The organism is Microbacterium sp. SCPM-O-B-15248 (M128) (assembly GCF_058214835.1).
Genome location: NZ_JBYQLI010000001.1, coordinates 368,310 through 383,869 on the forward strand (window position 1 = coordinate 368,310; position 15,560 = coordinate 383,869).

Below are 15,560 nucleotides of genomic sequence, written 5' to 3' on the forward strand. Positions count from 1 at the left end.
ACGATGACTCGGGATGCCGCGACCACCCCGGTCATCCCGGGTTTCTTCCCCGACCCGTCGGTGTGCCGCGTCGGCGAGGACTACTACCTCGTCAACTCCTCGTTCGAGTACGCGCCCGGCATCCCGATCTGGCACAGCCGTGACCTGCGGACGTGGACGCAGCTCGGCAACGTGCTGACGCGGGAGAGCCAGTTCCCCGCCGGAGTCTCGGCGGCGAGCCGCGGGATCTACGCGCCGACCATCCGCCACCGCGACGGACTGTTCTTCGTCGTCGGCACGAACGTCGAGCGCGGCGGCGAGCAGTTCGTCGTCACCGCGCCCGATCCGGCGGGACCGTGGTCGGACCCGATCGTGCTCCCGGGGCTCGGGGGCATCGACCCCGACCTGGCGTGGGACGCCGACGGCACGTGCGTCCTGACGTACTGCGCGCTCGACGAGGCGCTGCGGCCCGAGGGCGGTTCGCTCCCCGTCATCGCGCAGGCGCGGATCGACCTCGATCGCGGCATCCTGCTCGACGGACCTCGCGAGATCTGGCGGGGGAGCGGGCTCGCCCACCCCGAGGGGCCGCACCTGTATCGCCGAGGGGAGTGGTGGTACCTGCTCACCGCCGAGGGCGGCACCGAACGCGGGCACGCGGTGTGCGTCGCCCGCTCGCGGTCGATCGACGGACCGTTCGAGCTCGCGCCTTCCACCCCGCTGTTCAGCCGCCGCAGCACGGGCTTCCCCGTACAGAACACCGGCCACGCCGACCTCGTCGAGCGCCCCGACGGGGATTGGGCGATGGTGTACCTCGGCGTGCGCCCGCGCGGCTTCACGCCCGGGTTCCACGTGAACGGGCGCGAGACGTTCCTCGCCCGCGTCGAGTGGGTGGACGGCTGGCCGGTGGTGCACACCGACGACGTGTTGCCCGCGCGTCCGGATACGGCGTTCGCCGACGATTTCTCCTCCGCCGAGTTGGACCCGCGCTGGGTGTCGCCCGGCGCGGCGCTCGCCGCGTTCGTCAGCCCGCACCCCGACGGCGGTGTCGCGCTGGATTCCCGTCCGACTCCCGCCGCACTCTCGGTGCGCGCGCGTGACCTGCGCTGGCGGTACGAGGTGCGGGTCGATGCGTCGGCCCCGGTGGCATTGCGGGTCCGGCTCGACGATCAGCACTGGTACGAGATCACGCTCGACGGCGACGCGGCCGAGGTGCGGGCGCGTATCGGTCCGCTCGAGGCATCCGTGGGTTCCGCTCGCGCGACGGGCGACGTCGTGACGCTCGTCGTCGAGGCGGTGGATGCCACCCGCGACGGCCCCGACGACGTGCGGTTCGGCCTGGTCGACGACGACGGCGAACGGTGGCTGGCGACGCTCGACGGCCGCTACCTCTCGACCGAGGTGGCGGGCGGGTTCACCGGCCGCACCCTCGGGCTGCGGGCGCTCGGCCCGACCCCGGCGCGCGTGGTCGAGGTGCGCTACGTCCCGCTCGGCGACGAGTAAGGTCGACGTGCGTTGTCGGAAACCCATGCCGAAACGCGGCATCCGTTGTGCACCTCATGCGGTGCGGGGCATGACGCGAGCGTTAGCGTGGGTACATGACCCCGCTCGACGACCCGGCTCTCGTGCGCGTTCTGGCGGCCGACGGCACGCTCACGCCCACTCCTGAGGCCGAGCGCTATCTGCCCGTGATCGAGGCCCTCACCGACGCGGAACTCGAGACCTTCTACCGCGACATGGTCTCGATCCGCGCGTTCGACGTGCAAGCGACCAACCTGCAGCGCCAGGGGCAACTGGCCCTCTGGCCGCCGTCGTTCGGCCAGGAGGCCGCGCAGGTCGGCTCGGCTCGCGCCGCCCGGCCGCAGGACCACATCTTCCCCTCGTACCGCGAGCACGTGGTCACCCGCATCCGCGGCGTCGACCCGCTCGACATCATCCGGCTCATGCGCGGGCTCACGCACGGCGGGTGGGATCCGTCCGACCCGAAGAACGGCAACACCCACATCTACACGCTCGTCCTCGGCGCCCAGACGCTGCACGCCACCGGCCTCGGCATGGGGCTCGTGTTCGACGGCAAGTGCGGCACCGGAGACCCCGAGCGCGACGAAGCCGTGATCGTCTACTACGGCGACGGCGCGTCCAGCCAGGGCGACGTGCACGAGTCGATGGTGTTCGCCGCGAGCTTCCAGACGCCCGAGGTGTTCTTCCTGCAGAACAACCAGTGGGCCATCTCGGTGCCCGTCGCCACGCAGTCCCGCACCCCGCTGTACCAGCGCGCGGCGGGCTATGGCATCCCGTCGATTCAGGTCGACGGCAACGACGTGCTCGCGAGCTACGCGGTGTCGAAGCTCGCGCTCGACGAGGCTCGCGCCGGTGGTGGCCCCCGCGCGATCGAGGCGATGACCTACCGCCGCGGCGCGCACACCACGAGCGACGACCCGACGAAGTACCGCACGTCCGCCGAGGAGGAGGCGTGGGCCGGGCGCGACCCGATCGCCCGCCTCCGCACCTACCTCGAGGCCCGCGGTGCGTCGCAGCAGTTCTTCGACGACGCGGATGCCGAGGGCCACGCGCTCGCCGACGACGTCCGTGTGCGCACGAACGAGCTGGGCGGGCTGCCGCGGTCGCACATGTTCGACAGCGTCTACTCCGAGGCCCACGCGCTCATCACCGAGGAGCAGCGCTGGCTCGACGACTACGAGGCGTCGATGGAAGGGGGAGCGGAATGACCGAGAACATGCCGATCAGCCGTGCCCTCAACGCCGGCCTCCGTCGCTCGCTCGAGACGAACGACCGCGTCCTGCTCATGGGCGAGGACATCGGTCCGCTCGGCGGCGTCTTCCGCGTCACCGAGGGCCTGCAGAAGGACTTCGGGCCGCGCCGCGTCATCGACTCGCCGCTGGCGGAGTCCGGCATCGTCGGCACCGCGATCGGTCTCGCGATGGGGGGCTTCCGTCCCGTCCTCGAGATCCAGTTCGACGGGTTCGTGTTCCCGGCGTTCGACCAGATCACCTCGCAACTGGCGAAGATCACGAACCGCCACGAGGGTGCGCTGCAGATGCCCGTCGTCATCCGCATTCCCTACGGCGGGCACATCGGCGCGATCGAGCACCACCAGGAGAGCCCCGAGGCGTACTTCACGCACACCCCGGGCTTGCGGGTCGTGAGCCCGTCGACGGCGAACGACGCGTATTGGATGATCCAGCAGGCGATCGAGTCGCCCGACCCCGTCGTCTTCCTCGAGCCGAAGGCGAAGTACTGGCAGAAGGGCGAGGTCGACACCGAAGCCCCGGCGCTGCCGCTGCACGCCAGCCGCGTCGTCCGCCGCGGCACCGACGTGACCCTCGTCGGCCACGGCGCGATGGTCACGACGCTGTTGCAGGCCGCGGCGCTCGCCGAGAGCGAGGGCACGAGCTGCGAGGTCATCGATCTGCGTTCGCTGTCGCCGGTCGACTACGGTCCGCTGCTCGACTCGGTGCGCCGTACCGGCCGCATGGTCTACGCGCAGGAGGCGCCGGGCTTCACCTCCCTCGGTTCCGAGATCGCCGCGACCGTCATGGAGAAGGCGTTCTTCGCCCTCGAGGCCCCGGTGCTGCGCGTGTCGGGCTTCGACGTGCCGTTCCCGCCCGCGAAGCTCGAGGGCACCTACTTGCCCGACGCCGACCGCATCCTCGAGGCCGTCGACCGCTCGCTGGCCTACTGACCCCTCCCGCCCCTCCCCTCCCCGCCCCCGTGGACCGCGAGACTGCAGCCCCCTGACGAGACAGCGGCATTCCGCCGCCGTCTCGTCAGTGAGATGCTGTCTCGCGAGCAAAGGACACACCGTGACCGAGCAGACTTTCGTCCTCCCCGATGTCGGTGAAGGACTCACCGAGGCCGAGATCGTCCAGTGGCGCGTCGCGCCGGGCGACGAAGTGGCCGTCAACGACGTCCTCGTCGAGATCGAGACGGCCAAGTCGTTGGTCGAACTCCCCTCGCCCTTCTCCGGAACCGTGGGCGAGTTGCTCGCGACCGAGGGGGCCACGGTCGAGGTCGGCGCCCCGATCATCACGATCGGATCGGTGGATGCCACGCCCCCCGCGCCCGCGGCACCGACCACGGTCCCCGAGGCCGACGACCCGGGCGGCGCCGTCCTGGTCGGGTACGGCACGGGTGGCGCGGTGTCGTCGCGGCGGCGGAAGCCGGTGGAGCGCCCGGTCACGGCATCCGTCGGTGTCGTCGCCAAGCCCCCGATCCGCAAGCTCGCCCGCGACCTCGGCGTCGACCTGGCGACGGTGACCCCGAGCGGTCAAGCCGGCGAGGTCACGCGCGATGACGTGGTGAAGCACGCCGAGCAGGCGAGCGTCTTCCGCAACATCGAGACGCCCGAGTGGGGTGCCGTGCGCGAGGAGACGATCCCCGTCCCGGCTCCGGCCGCACCGGCGCCCGTCGACGACGCGCGCGAGGAGTCCATCCCCGTCCGCGGCGTCCGCAAGGCCACCGCCAACGCCATGACCTCGAGCGCGTACTCGGCGCCGCACGTCTCGATCTGGGTCGACGTCGACGCCTCGCGCACGATGGAGCTGGTCAAGCGGCTCAAGGCGTCACCCGACTTCGCCGATGTGAAGATCTCCCCGCTGCTGATCATGGCGCGCGCCGTGATCTGGGCGCTGCGCCGGACGCCGATGGTCAACGCGACGTGGGTCGACACCGAGGACGGCGCGCAGATCCGCGTGCGCCACTACGTCAACCTCGGCATCGCCGCCGCCACCCCGCGGGGCCTGCTGGTGCCGAACATCAAGGACGCGCAGGCGCTCAACACGCGCGAGCTCGCCCGCGCCCTGCAGGACCTGACCCTGACCGCGCGCGAGGGCAAGACGACCCCCGCCGATCAGGCCGGCGGCACGTTCACGATCACGAACATCGGCGTCTTCGGCGTGGATGCCGGCACCCCGATCATCAACCCCGGCGAGGCCGGCATCATCGCCCTCGGCGCGATCCGGCAGAAGCCGTGGGTCGTCGACGGCGAGGTGCGCCCGCGCTGGGTGACCACGGTGTCGGGCTCTTTCGATCACCGCGTCGTCGACGGCGACGGGATTTCGCGGTTCATCGCGGACGTGGCATCCGTGCTGGAGGAGCCGGCGCTGCTGCTCGACTGAGGCGCGGATCGGGCATTGCCAGGTTTCTGCCAGGGTTTCCCGCGATCGCCGTCAGGGCGCGGATCGTGGCGCGCGGGAGGTGCCCCGGATCGGCATCCCGCCGGTTTCTCACCCATCCGATTCCGGGGTCTCTTCGGATGACCCCACATGCGGCGGAAGCGCCGTAGACGGAAACGGAAAGGGAAACCTGATGCGTACGTACAACACGAAGACCCGAATCGGCATGATCGCTGCGGCCGGCACCGGAGCTGCGGCTCTCGCCGTCGCCGGACTCGCGCTGCCGGCATCGGCCGACGACAACGTCACCGCGACGGATGCCTCGACGACCGCGACGCAGTTCGTTGACGCGTCCGACCCGTTCTACACGTGGGTGAGCGGCCTCATCGAGAGCGGCGACTTCACCGCCAGCCCCCAGACCGCGGTCGGTGAGATCGCGAACATCGGGCCCCTCGTGCAGGGACCGCTCGTCAGCGACTCGCTCAACGGCGACGTCGCCTCGGACAACCAGACCCCGGTCGTCTCCGGTAACGACACCTCGGCGCCGATCGGTTCGGGCAACGACACCTCGGCGCCGATCGGTTCGGGCAACGACCTCGGTTCCGGCAACGACGTGACGGCCCCGATCGACGCGCCCGTGGGCTCGGGCAACGATGCGGACGTCTCGACCGGTGACGCGGACGTCTCCACCGGTGACGCCGACGTCTCCACGGGCGACAACGGCGCCTCGCTGGACGACATCTCCGGTTCGGTGGATGACGTCGTGGGTGACGTCACGTCCGGTGTCGATGACGTGGTCGACGGTGCGCTCGACCTCGGCGGCATCCTGCGCTGATAAAGCGGGCAGTTCAGCGGCGTCACCCTTCGGGGTGGCGCCGCTTCCGCGTGAGGGGTCAATATTCGTCGCCTGACCACGCTGCGAAGCGACAGAAACTGACCTCTCACGCGGGCGTCACTCCGGCAGCGCGGGATGCCGTTCGCTCGGCGTCTGACGCGTGGGAATCAGGAGCGCGAGGACCAGCGCGACGATGGCCGCGCCCAAGCCCAGCGCGAACGAGACGCTGAAGGCCTGCGCCGTCGGCACCCGGGTGTCGCCCTCGCCGGTCGAGAGCGTGGCCAGGACGACCCCGACGATCGCGGCGGCGGTACTCGTCCCGAGCGAGCGCGCGAGAGCGTTCAGCCCGTTCGACGCGCCGGTCTCGCTCGGCGGAACCGACCGCATGATGAGCATGGGCATGGCGGCGTAGCCGAAGCCGATCCCGAAACCGATGAGGATGTTGGCCACGACGAAGTGCCACACCTCGGTCGAGAAAACCAGGCTGAACCCGTAGGCGACGATGAGCGACACCGCGCCGGCGACCAGCAGCACACGCGGTCCGATCGTGCGCGCCAACGCTCCCGAGAGCGGCGAGAGGACCATCATGACCAGACCCGACGGCATCACGACGAGACTCGCGGCCAAGAGCGACAGGCCGAGGCCGACACCGGTGGCGACGGGCAGCTCGAGCATCTGCGGATAAGCGACGTTCGAGGCGAACAGCGCGAAGCCCATCGCGATCGACGCGAGGTTGGTCAGCAGCACCGGGCGACGGGCAGCCACGCGGAGATCGAGCAGGGGACTGTCGATGCGCAGCTCGTACCAGCCCCAGGCGAGCAGGATCAGGATGCCGCCGGCGGCCAGTCCGAGGGTGAGCGGCGACGTCCAGCCCCAGGTGTTGCCGCGCGACACGGCCAACAGCACACCGATCAGTCCGACCGCGAGGCCGGCGGCACCGAGGTAGTCGAATCGACCGGCCGTGCGCAGCACGCTGACCGGGACGATCCACACGGTGAGGGCGAAGACGATCGCGCCCAGCCCGCCAGCGATCCAGAACAGCCAGTGCCAGTCGGCGTTCTCGGCCACCAGAGCGCTGATCGGAAGTCCGAGGGCGCCACCGACCCCCAGCGTCGCGCTCATCAGCGCGACCGCGCTGTCGACGCGGTTCTCGTGGAGCACGTCGCGCATGATCGAGATGCCGAGGGGCACCACGCCCACGATCGCTCCCTGCAGGGCTCGACCGACGATCAACCCGATGAGGCCCGTGGAGAGCGCGGCGATCACGGAGCCGAGCATCATGACCGCCAGCAGAGCCAGCACGATCCTCCGCTTGCCGTACATGTCGCCGAGGCGACCCGCGATCGGGGTGATGACCGCAGCGGCGAGGAGGGTCGACGTGACGACCCAGGCGGTGTCGTCGCGCGAGGCGTTCAGCAACTGGGGGAGCTGCGACTGGATGGGCACCACGAGGGTGAACATGAACGACGAGCAGAGGCCCGCGAGGGCCAGGACGAGCACGACGGGACCCTGCGGGGTGCTCCGGGACAGTCTTCTGCGCGCCTTCTCGTCCCGTGACATCGATGCCAGGTTATCCGTCCGGGCGGGGGAGGCGCGCCCGGGGGCTCCGTTTTGAAGCGCATCAAACTCGCTCGTCGATCCAGTAGCATCCCAAACAGACGGTCGGGGTCGACGAAGGGGGCGCGGGTGCCGAACGGGAAGCAGACGCCGAGCATGTCGGACGTCGCCCGGGTCGCCGGTGTCGCTCTGGGGACGGTCTCGAACGTGCTCAACCACCCGGCGAAGGTGTCGCCGGCCACCCTCGCGAAGGTGCAGGGCGCGATCGCCGAGCTCGGCTTCGTCCGCAATTCCAACGCCCAGCAGTTGGCGGCGGGGCGCTCGAGCAGCATCGGCCTCGTCGTCATCGACATCAGCAACTCGCTCTTCGTCGACATCGCGCGTGGCGCTCAGCGCTTCGCGGCCGAGCTGGGCATGAACGTTCTCGTGGCCAACAGCGACAACCGCGCCGATCAGCAACGGGCGGATCTCGATTTCTTCGACGAAGCCCGGGTCAGCGGCATCCTGCTCGCTCCGATGGAGGATGCCAGCGGCGACGTCGCCCGCATCCGCAGTCACGGCCGCCCGACCGTCGTCCTCAACTACGACTCGGGCAAGGGCGATTGCTGCCAGGTGCTCGTCGACAACGAGCAGGTGGGCTATCTGGCTGCTCGCCACCTCATCGACATCGGACGCACGCGACTCGCCTTCGTCGGCGGACGCGACTACCTGCAGCCCGTGGCCCTGCGCCGTCGGGGTGTGCGACGCGCGGTCGCCGAAGAGGGCGGGCGCGTGTCGCTGCAAGAGGTCCCGACCGAGAACCTCGACCCTCCCGGCGGTCTGCGGGCGGGGGAGGAGCTGGCCGAAGAGGTGCGCGCCGGCCGGCTCGACGGGGTCATCGCCGTCACCGACCTGCTGGGCATGGCGATCATCCAGGTCTTCAACGCGCAGAGCATCGCCGTGCCGCACGACGTGGCGGTCATGGGATGCGACCACAACTCGGCCGCGTGGGGCGGGATGATCCCGCTGACCTCGGTGCAGATGCAGGGTCTGGACATGGGGCGGGAGGCGGTGCGACTGCTCATGGCCGAGATCGAGGACGGGCCGGTGCACGAGCACGTCACGACGTTGCTGCAGCCCGAGCTCGTGATCAGGGAGAGCACGGTCGGGCGCCCGCGAGCAGTGGCCGGGGAAATCTGAAGCGTTTCAAAAAGTTCTTGACGATGTCGTGACGACCTTGCATAATCCTCTTGAAGCGCTTCAATGAGCGAGGCGCGTTTTCGAGGAGGAAAAGTGTCCACAGCATTCACGCGCTCACGTCGGGCCGCCGCGATCGTCGCGACCGGTGCCGCCGCGGTCCTGGCTCTCACGGCATGCGCCGGTGGCGGCAACGCCGGCGGAGGGTCGTCGTTCTCGTTCCTGGTCAACCAGGAGAACACCACGATCCCCGAGCTGCTCACGAGCCTCAGCACCGACCAGTGCAAGGCCGAGAACGAGGCGCAGCCGTTGCAGGTCGAGACCGTGCCGCAGACGCAGCTCGACCAGAAGCTGCAGCTCCTGGCCGGCCAGAACGCGCTCCCCACGCAGTACGCCGCGGGCAACGCTCCCGCGCTCACCAAAGAACTGGCCAAGGGCGGCCAGGTGCTCGACCTGAACAAGACCCTCACCGACCTCGGTGTCATCGACAAGATCGAGCCCGCCGCGATCTCGACCATCGAGCAGCTCTACGGCGGCTTCAACGTCCTGCCGTACCAGTACAACATCGAGGGCATCTGGTACAACAAGAAGCTCCTCAGCGACAACGGCATCCAGGCGCCCGAGTCGTGGGACGAGCTCACCGCCGCTGCCGCGAAGCTGCAGGGCGCGGGCGTCCAGCCCTTCGCGGCCTCGGGAGAGCAGGGCTGGCCCCTCACCCGCCTCATCAGCGGTTACATCTTCCGCGACCTCGGTCCCGACGCGCTGCAGAAGGTCGCCGACGGCGAGGCGAAGCTGACCGACCCCGAGTACGTCGCCGCCGCCCAGGCGGTCGCCGACCTGGGTACCGCGGGCTACTTCGGTCAGGGCGTCGGCTCGATCGACTACGACACCGCGTTCAACACCTTCCTCACCGGCAAGGCCGCCTTCTTCTACATGGGCAGCTGGGCGCTGGCGAATTTCGCCGACGCGTCCGCGAACCAGATCGGCTCCGAGAACATCGGCTTCCTGCCGTTCCCGAACGTCACCGGCGGCGCCGGTGACTCGAGCCAGACCCCGGCCAACGTCGGTCTGCCGATGGCGCTGTCGGCGAAGGCGTACAACGACAACACCGGCAAGTGGCTGACCTGCATCGCGAACAACTACGGTGCCGAGTCGCTCTCCGAGGCCGCCACGATCTCGGGCTTCAAGGTCGACGGTGACGTCAAGGTCGACGACCTGACCGCGCTGGTCCAGGATCGGATCTCGTCCACCAAGGAATCGGTGCTGTGGTTCGAGGCGCTCTTCAGCGCCAAGGCCACCGAGACGAGCCAGAAGAACGCCGCACAGCTGATCACCGGTGCGATCTCGCCGCAGGACTTCATGGGCCTCGTGCAGGCCGACCTGCGCTGACGCATCCTCCGGGGGTGGGGGCGGCCATCACCGCCCCCACCCCTCGCCCCACCTCTAAGGAAGACCCATGCACAAAGTCCTCGGCGATCCGCGCGCCATCGCGCTGCTGCTCGGCCCGGCACTCATCGTCTACACCCTCGTCATGCTCATCCCGGTGGTGTGGTCGCTCGGCTACACGCTCTTCGAGGGCAACGCGATCTCGGGGTTCGAGTTCGTCGGGGTCGACAACCTGGCGCGCTTGTTCACGGACCCCCGCGTCGGTGAGGCGCTGCGGTTCACGCTGCTGTACGCCGTGATCATCACCGTCGGCCAGGTGCTGCTCGGGTACCTGCTCGCCCTGTTCTACGTCTTCGTGCTCCGCAACCGCGGAAGCGTCGTGCGCACCCTGGTCTTCTTCCCCGTCATCATCCCGACGGTCGCCGTGGCCCTGATGTTCCAGAAGCTGTTCGAGGTGGCGCCGCAGACCGGCCCCGTGAACGCGCTGTTGAACGTGTTCGGGGTGGCATCCGTCGATTGGTTCGGCAGCCCGGTGAGCGCGATCGTCGTCCTGGTCATCATGGACCTCTGGCGCTCGATGGGCTTCTACGCCGTTCTGCTGTACACGGGCCTGCTCGACATCCCCGACGACATCATGGAATCGGCGCGGCTCGACGGGGCGAACGGCTGGCGTCTGGTCCGCAGCATCGTGCTGCCGCTGTCGCTGCCGGTGCTGCTGTCGTCGGTGATCTTCTCGATCAACGGCACGCTCAAGGTCTTCGACTCGATCGTCGCCCTGACCAACGGCGGACCGGGGACGGCCACGACGCCGTTGACCCTCTACATGTTCCAGACCTCGTTCAGCTACGGCGAATACGGCTACGGCGCCTCGATCGCGCTGCTGCTGACGATCCTGTGCCTGATCGTGACCGTCTTCATCTTCCGGTCGTCTCGCCGCGACGTCACGAAGGGCTGATCCCGCATGTCCACCGCCACCCTTCCCCAGTCCCCCGACCGGCTCCGCACGCGCCGCAAGCCCGCCCCGCGGGCCGGAGCCCTGCGCCGCACCCCCGGCACGGTCCTGATCGTCCTGCTGGTCGCCATCGAGGTGCTCCCTCTGCTGTGGCTGCTGATGAACTCCTTCAAGAGCCAGGACGAATTCCTCAACGCCCCCACGTGGGCGCTGCCCCGCGAACTGAACCTGCAGAACTACGTCGACGCGTGGGTCACGGGCAACATCGGCCAGTACCTCGGCAACAGCATCGTCGCGGTGTTCCCCGCCCTGGCCCTCATGCTGCTCCTCGGCGTCGCCGCCGGCTTCGTGCTCGAGGTCATGGTCTTCCGCGGGCGGAGCGGCATCCTGCTGCTGTTCCTCGCGGGCATCATGGTGCCCGGTCAGATGATCCTGCTGCCGTTGTTCTCGGTCTACTTCCAGGCCGGGATCACCGGTTCGCTGTGGCCGCTCATCATCACGTACACCGCGACGGGTCTGCCCCTCACCGTGTTCATGATGGCGACGTACTTCCGCGCGATCCCGCGCGAGGTGTTCGAGGCCTCGACGCTGGACGGCGCGTCGATCTTCCGGTCCTTCTTCTCGATCGCGCTGCCCATGGCGCGCAACTCCATCGTCACGGTCGGCCTCGTGCAGTTCTTCTTCTTCTGGAACGACCTGCTCATCGCCCTGACCTTCACCAACTCCTCGCAGCTGCGCACGGTGCAGGTGGGATTGCTCAACTTCACGGGGCAGTTCGGCGCGACGCAGTACGGGCCGCTCTTCGCCGCCATCTGCATCAACGTCTTCGGCATCCTGGCCATCTACCTCGTGCTGAACCAGCGCATCATGGCGGGCCTAGCCAGCGGCGCGGTGAAGGGATGACCGCCCCGGCGACGATCCGTGCGGCCGTGATGACGGCGATCGACACGACCGAGATCGAGACGCGGCCCGTGCCCGCCCTCGGCGCGCACGAGGTGCTCGTCGAGGTGCGCGCCGTCGGCATCTGCGGCTCCGATGTGCACTGGTACAGCGACGGGCGTATCGGCTCCACGCGCGTCGAGGATCCGCTCGTCCTCGGGCACGAGGCATCCGGTGTCATCGTCGAGGTCGGCGCGGACGTCTCGCGCGACCGTGTCGGCGCCCGCGTGGCCCTCGAGCCCGGCGTCCCGTGCGGACGGTGCACGCAGTGCCGCGCCGGTCGGTACAACCTGTGCCCCGGTGTGCGCTTCTTCGCGACCCCGCCGATCGATGGTGCCTTCGCGACGCACGTCGTGATCGCCTCCGACTTCGCGCACGACGTGCCCGACGCCGTCGACGACGACGAGGCCGCGCTCATCGAGCCGCTCGCGGTCGCCCTGTGGGCCGTCCGGAAGGCGGCGGTCGGGATCGGCGACCGTGTGCTCGTCAGCGGCGCGGGCCCCGTCGGCCTGCTCGTGCTCCAGGTCGCGCGTGCCGCGGGTGCCGAGGTGCGGGTCAGTGACGTCTCTGCCGAGCGGCGGAGCGTCGCCACCGAGCTCGGTGCCACCCGGGTCATCGACCCGCTCACCGACCCGCTCCCCAGCGACACGACAGTGCTCATCGAGTGCTCGGGGGTGTCGTCGGCGATCCGCGCCGGAATCACGGCCCTGGCCCCCGCCGGCCGTGCGGTGCTCGTCGGCATGTCCGCCGACGGCGACGTGACGCTGCCGCTGGACGTGATCCAGTCGCGCGAGATCGCCCTGACCGGCACGTTCCGCTACGCCCACCAGTACCCGGATGCCATCGAGCTGGCGGCGACCGGCCGAGTGAATCTGCGTCGCCTCGTGACCAGCGTGCACGCGCTCGGCGACGTGCACACCGCGCTCCTCCTCCCCGGGGGAGACCGCACAGCCCTCAAGCCCATGATCCACCCGCAGCAGGATGAGACGACCACCGCATGACCGTTGACGTATCCCCCCTCACGTTCGAGCACCTCCGCGATGCCCTCGGCATCGGTGTGGCCGCTCCGCGGCTGTCGTGGAAGACCGACGCCCCCGCGGGGTGGCGGCAGACCGCGTACGAGATCGAGATCGAGACGGAACGCGGCGTCGAGACTTCCGGCGTCGTGCAGAGCGCCGAGTCGGTGCTCGTCGATTGGCCCTTCGCACCGCTGGCGTCGCGCGAGCGTGCGACGCTGCGCGTCCGGCTCTTCGGCGCGGACGACACGGCATCCGCGTGGTCTCCCGCCGCGCGCGTGGAGGCCGGACTCCTGGATGCCGAGGACTGGATCGCCGGCGTCGTCGGGCCCGCGTGGCCCGAGGAGCCCGAATCGCTGCGCCGTCCTCCGCGCGTCCGCCGGTCGTTCGAGGTCGCCTCGGACGTCGCGCGCGCCCGCCTGTACGTCTCGGCGCACGGTCTGTACGAGGTCGAGATCAACGGTCGCCGGGTCGGCGACGACGCGCTGTCCCCGGGCTGGACCGTCTACGGCCAACGCTTGCGGTACTACACGTACGACGTGACCGAGCACCTCCGCGCGGGAGCGAACGCGATCGGCTCGTGGCTCGCGGACGGCTGGTACCGCGGGCGTCTCGGCTTCCACGGCGGGTACCCCAACCTCTACGGCAGCGACATCGGCCTGATCGCTCAGCTCGAGATCGAGCACGCCGACGGCACCCGGACGGTCGTCGCCACCGACGACGCGTGGGAGGCGGCCCCGAGCCCCATCCTGACCACCGGCATCTACGAGGGCGAGCACTACGACGCGCGCCTGCAGCGGGCCGATTGGGCCGCCGCCGACGCCGCAGACTGGACGCCCGCGCGCCTGCTCCCCGTCGATCACTCCACGCTCGTCGCCCCCGAGGGGCCGCCGGTGCGCTGCACCGAAGAGCTCGAGCCGGTCGCGGTGACGCGGTCGGCGACGGGTGGGTGGGTCCTCGACTTCGGCCAGAACATCTCGGGGCGTCTGCGTCTGCGGGTCGCGGCCGACGAGGGGCAGATCATCACGCTCCGGCACGCCGAGGTCCTGCAGGACGGCGAGCTCTACACCCGTCCGCTGCGCGGGGCCGCGGCGACCGACGTGCTGGTGGCGGACGGCGAAGAGCAGGAGTGGGAGCCGCGGTTCACCATCCACGGCTTCCGGTACGCCGAGGTCACGGGGTGGCCGGGCGAGGTCGCGCCGGGCGCGATCGTGGCCCGGGTGTACCACACCGACATGGAGCGCACCGGCTGGTTCGACTCGTCGGATCCGCTGCTGAACCGCCTCCACGAGAACGTGCGGTGGTCGATGCGCGACAACTTCGTCGACATCCCCACCGACTGCCCGCAGCGCGACGAGCGCCTCGGCTGGACCGGTGACCTGCAGGTCTTCGCGCCGGCGGCATCCTTCCTGTACGACTGCTCGGGGATGCTGCGCTCGTGGCTGCGCGACGTCGCCGTCGAGCAGCTCCCCGACGGAACCGTTCCCTGGTACGTGCCGGTGATTCCGGGCGGTGAGGAGTGGACGCCGATCCGTCCGGGCGCCGCGTGGGGCGACGTCGCGGTGCTGACGCCGTGGACCCTCTACCGGCAGTTCGGCGACGCGCGGATCCTGCGCGACCAGTACGACTCGGCGCGCAAGTGGGTCGATCTCGTCGCCCAACTGGCCGGCCCGTCCCGACTGTGGAACACCGGTTTCCAGCTCGGCGACTGGCTCGACCCCGCCGCTCCTCCGCATGACCCCGCGGATGCCACGACCGACCGCTACCTCGTGGCGACGGCGTACTTCGCGTGGTCCAGCCTGCACCTGGCGAAGTCCGCCGAGGTGCTCGGCCGGGCCGAGGACGCCGCCGCGTACGCGCGCCTGGCCGCGGAGGTCCGCGAGGCCTTCCGCGGGGAGTACGTCACGGCCTCGGGGCTGCTCAGCAGCGACGCGCAGACCGCGTACGCGCTGGCGATCGAGTTCGAGCTGTACTCCGATGTCGCCGAGCGCGACGTCTGGGGCGCACGCCTCGCCGAGCTGGTGCGCGCCGGCGGCAACCGCATCGCCACCGGCTTCGCCGGAACGCCGCTCATCACCGACGCGCTGACGCGTTCCGGGCACGTCGAGGTCGCCTACGACCTGCTGCTCGAGAAGGAATGCCCGTCGTGGATGTACACGGTGCTCTCGGGCGGGACGACCACGTGGGAGCGGTGGGACAGCCTGCTGCCCGACGGCACGGTCAACCCCGGGGGCATGACCTCGTTCAACCACTTCGCCCTCGGCGCGGTCGCGGACTGGATCCACCGCACGGTCGCGGGCCTCGCCCCGGTGGAGCCCGGCTACCGTCGCATCGCCTTCGCGCCGCGACCGGGTGGCGGGCTCACCCACGCCGCGGCCGAGCACGAGACCCCGTACGGACGCGCGGCGGTCGCGTGGCGCATCGAGGACGAGCAGCTCCACGTCGAGGTGCGCGTGCCCACCGGTGCGACGGGTGTCGTCAGCCTCCCGGACGGTCGCGAGTTCGAGGTCGCCGCGGGCGTGCACACCTTCGCCGCGCCGGTCCCGGCGCCCGTCGGCGCGTGAGCGGACGGCATCCCCTCCCTTCGC

The 15,560-nt window shown here is 70.1% G+C and carries 12 protein-coding genes; 11 read left to right on the top strand and 1 reads right to left on the bottom strand.

The features are described from left to right. Positions 1-3 precede the first annotated feature (3 nt). The 5 genes from AC3E6M_RS01750 (at position 4) to AC3E6M_RS01770 (ending at position 5,946) form a co-directional block, all read left to right on the top strand. Positions 4-1,479, top strand: a complete 1,476-nt coding sequence (locus tag AC3E6M_RS01750) for a glycoside hydrolase family 43 protein (RefSeq protein ID WP_490528888.1) — start codon at positions 4-6, stop codon at positions 1,477-1,479. Between the two features lie 95 nt (positions 1,480-1,574). Further along, complete coding sequence (locus tag AC3E6M_RS01755) at positions 1,575-2,705, top strand: thiamine pyrophosphate-dependent dehydrogenase E1 component subunit alpha (protein WP_490528889.1); 1,131 nt, start codon at positions 1,575-1,577, stop codon at positions 2,703-2,705. Continuing rightward, a complete protein-coding gene (locus AC3E6M_RS01760) occupies positions 2,702-3,679 on the top strand; it encodes an alpha-ketoacid dehydrogenase subunit beta (RefSeq protein ID WP_490528890.1) in 978 nt (325 codons plus the stop codon). Before AC3E6M_RS01755 ends, AC3E6M_RS01760 begins: the two co-directional genes overlap by 4 nt. Before the next feature lie 121 nt (positions 3,680-3,800). After that, positions 3,801-5,114, top strand: coding sequence for a dihydrolipoamide acetyltransferase family protein (locus AC3E6M_RS01765; protein WP_490528891.1), 1,314 nt, complete (start codon positions 3,801-3,803; stop codon positions 5,112-5,114). A gap of 190 nt (positions 5,115-5,304) precedes the next feature. Continuing rightward, positions 5,305-5,946, top strand: a complete 642-nt coding sequence (locus AC3E6M_RS01770; RefSeq protein WP_490528892.1) for a hypothetical protein — start codon at positions 5,305-5,307, stop codon at positions 5,944-5,946. A 117-nt stretch (positions 5,947-6,063) separates the two neighbouring features. Here the strand turns inward: AC3E6M_RS01770 and AC3E6M_RS01775 are convergent, their stop codons facing one another. Further along, positions 6,064-7,506 (bottom strand): MFS transporter, encoded by a 1,443-nt coding sequence (locus AC3E6M_RS01775; RefSeq protein WP_138175748.1) that lies wholly within the window; start codon positions 7,504-7,506, stop codon positions 6,064-6,066. A gap of 153 nt (positions 7,507-7,659) precedes the next feature. On the opposite strand from AC3E6M_RS01775, the gene AC3E6M_RS01780 reads away from it, so the two are divergent. From AC3E6M_RS01780 to AC3E6M_RS01805, 6 genes are all read left to right on the top strand, one after another. Next, positions 7,660-8,682 carry a LacI family DNA-binding transcriptional regulator gene (locus tag AC3E6M_RS01780; protein WP_138175752.1) on the top strand — a complete coding sequence of 341 codons (1,023 nt, stop codon included), beginning with the start codon at positions 7,660-7,662 and terminating at the stop codon, positions 8,680-8,682. A 93-nt stretch (positions 8,683-8,775) separates the two neighbouring features. Further along, positions 8,776-10,068, top strand: coding sequence for an ABC transporter substrate-binding protein (locus AC3E6M_RS01785; protein ID WP_490528893.1), 1,293 nt, complete (start codon positions 8,776-8,778; stop codon positions 10,066-10,068). A 67-nt stretch (positions 10,069-10,135) separates the two neighbouring features. Further along, positions 10,136-11,020: a carbohydrate ABC transporter permease gene (locus tag AC3E6M_RS01790; RefSeq protein ID WP_138175744.1), complete on the top strand. Its 885-nt coding sequence runs from the start codon at positions 10,136-10,138 to the stop codon at positions 11,018-11,020. Between the two features lie 6 nt (positions 11,021-11,026). Next, entirely contained in the window at positions 11,027-11,920 is an 894-nt protein-coding gene (locus AC3E6M_RS01795) for a carbohydrate ABC transporter permease (protein WP_138175742.1), read from the top strand. Beyond that, positions 11,917-12,957 (top strand): NAD(P)-dependent alcohol dehydrogenase, encoded by a 1,041-nt coding sequence (locus AC3E6M_RS01800; RefSeq protein ID WP_490528894.1) that lies wholly within the window; start codon positions 11,917-11,919, stop codon positions 12,955-12,957. Before AC3E6M_RS01795 ends, AC3E6M_RS01800 begins: the two co-directional genes overlap by 4 nt. Then, positions 12,954-15,536, top strand: a complete 2,583-nt coding sequence (locus AC3E6M_RS01805; protein ID WP_490528895.1) for a family 78 glycoside hydrolase catalytic domain — start codon at positions 12,954-12,956, stop codon at positions 15,534-15,536. Before AC3E6M_RS01800 ends, AC3E6M_RS01805 begins: the two co-directional genes overlap by 4 nt. Positions 15,537-15,560: the final 24 nt, after the last annotated feature.

Coding starts and splice junctions, on each gene's coding strand:
- AC3E6M_RS01750 (WP_490528888.1), top strand. CDS start 4: ATGACTCGGGATGCCGCGACCACCCCGGTCATCCCGGGTTTCTTCCCC.
- AC3E6M_RS01755 (WP_490528889.1), top strand. CDS start 1,575: ATGACCCCGCTCGACGACCCGGCTCTCGTGCGCGTTCTGGCGGCCGAC.
- AC3E6M_RS01760 (WP_490528890.1), top strand. CDS start 2,702: ATGACCGAGAACATGCCGATCAGCCGTGCCCTCAACGCCGGCCTCCGT.
- AC3E6M_RS01770 (WP_490528892.1), top strand. CDS start 5,305: ATGCGTACGTACAACACGAAGACCCGAATCGGCATGATCGCTGCGGCC.
- AC3E6M_RS01775 (WP_138175748.1), bottom strand. CDS start 7,506: ATGTCACGGGACGAGAAGGCGCGCAGAAGACTGTCCCGGAGCACCCCG.
- AC3E6M_RS01780 (WP_138175752.1), top strand. CDS start 7,660: ATGTCGGACGTCGCCCGGGTCGCCGGTGTCGCTCTGGGGACGGTCTCG.
- AC3E6M_RS01790 (WP_138175744.1), top strand. CDS start 10,136: ATGCACAAAGTCCTCGGCGATCCGCGCGCCATCGCGCTGCTGCTCGGC.
- AC3E6M_RS01795 (WP_138175742.1), top strand. CDS start 11,027: ATGTCCACCGCCACCCTTCCCCAGTCCCCCGACCGGCTCCGCACGCGC.
- AC3E6M_RS01800 (WP_490528894.1), top strand. CDS start 11,917: ATGACCGCCCCGGCGACGATCCGTGCGGCCGTGATGACGGCGATCGAC.
- AC3E6M_RS01805 (WP_490528895.1), top strand. CDS start 12,954: ATGACCGTTGACGTATCCCCCCTCACGTTCGAGCACCTCCGCGATGCC.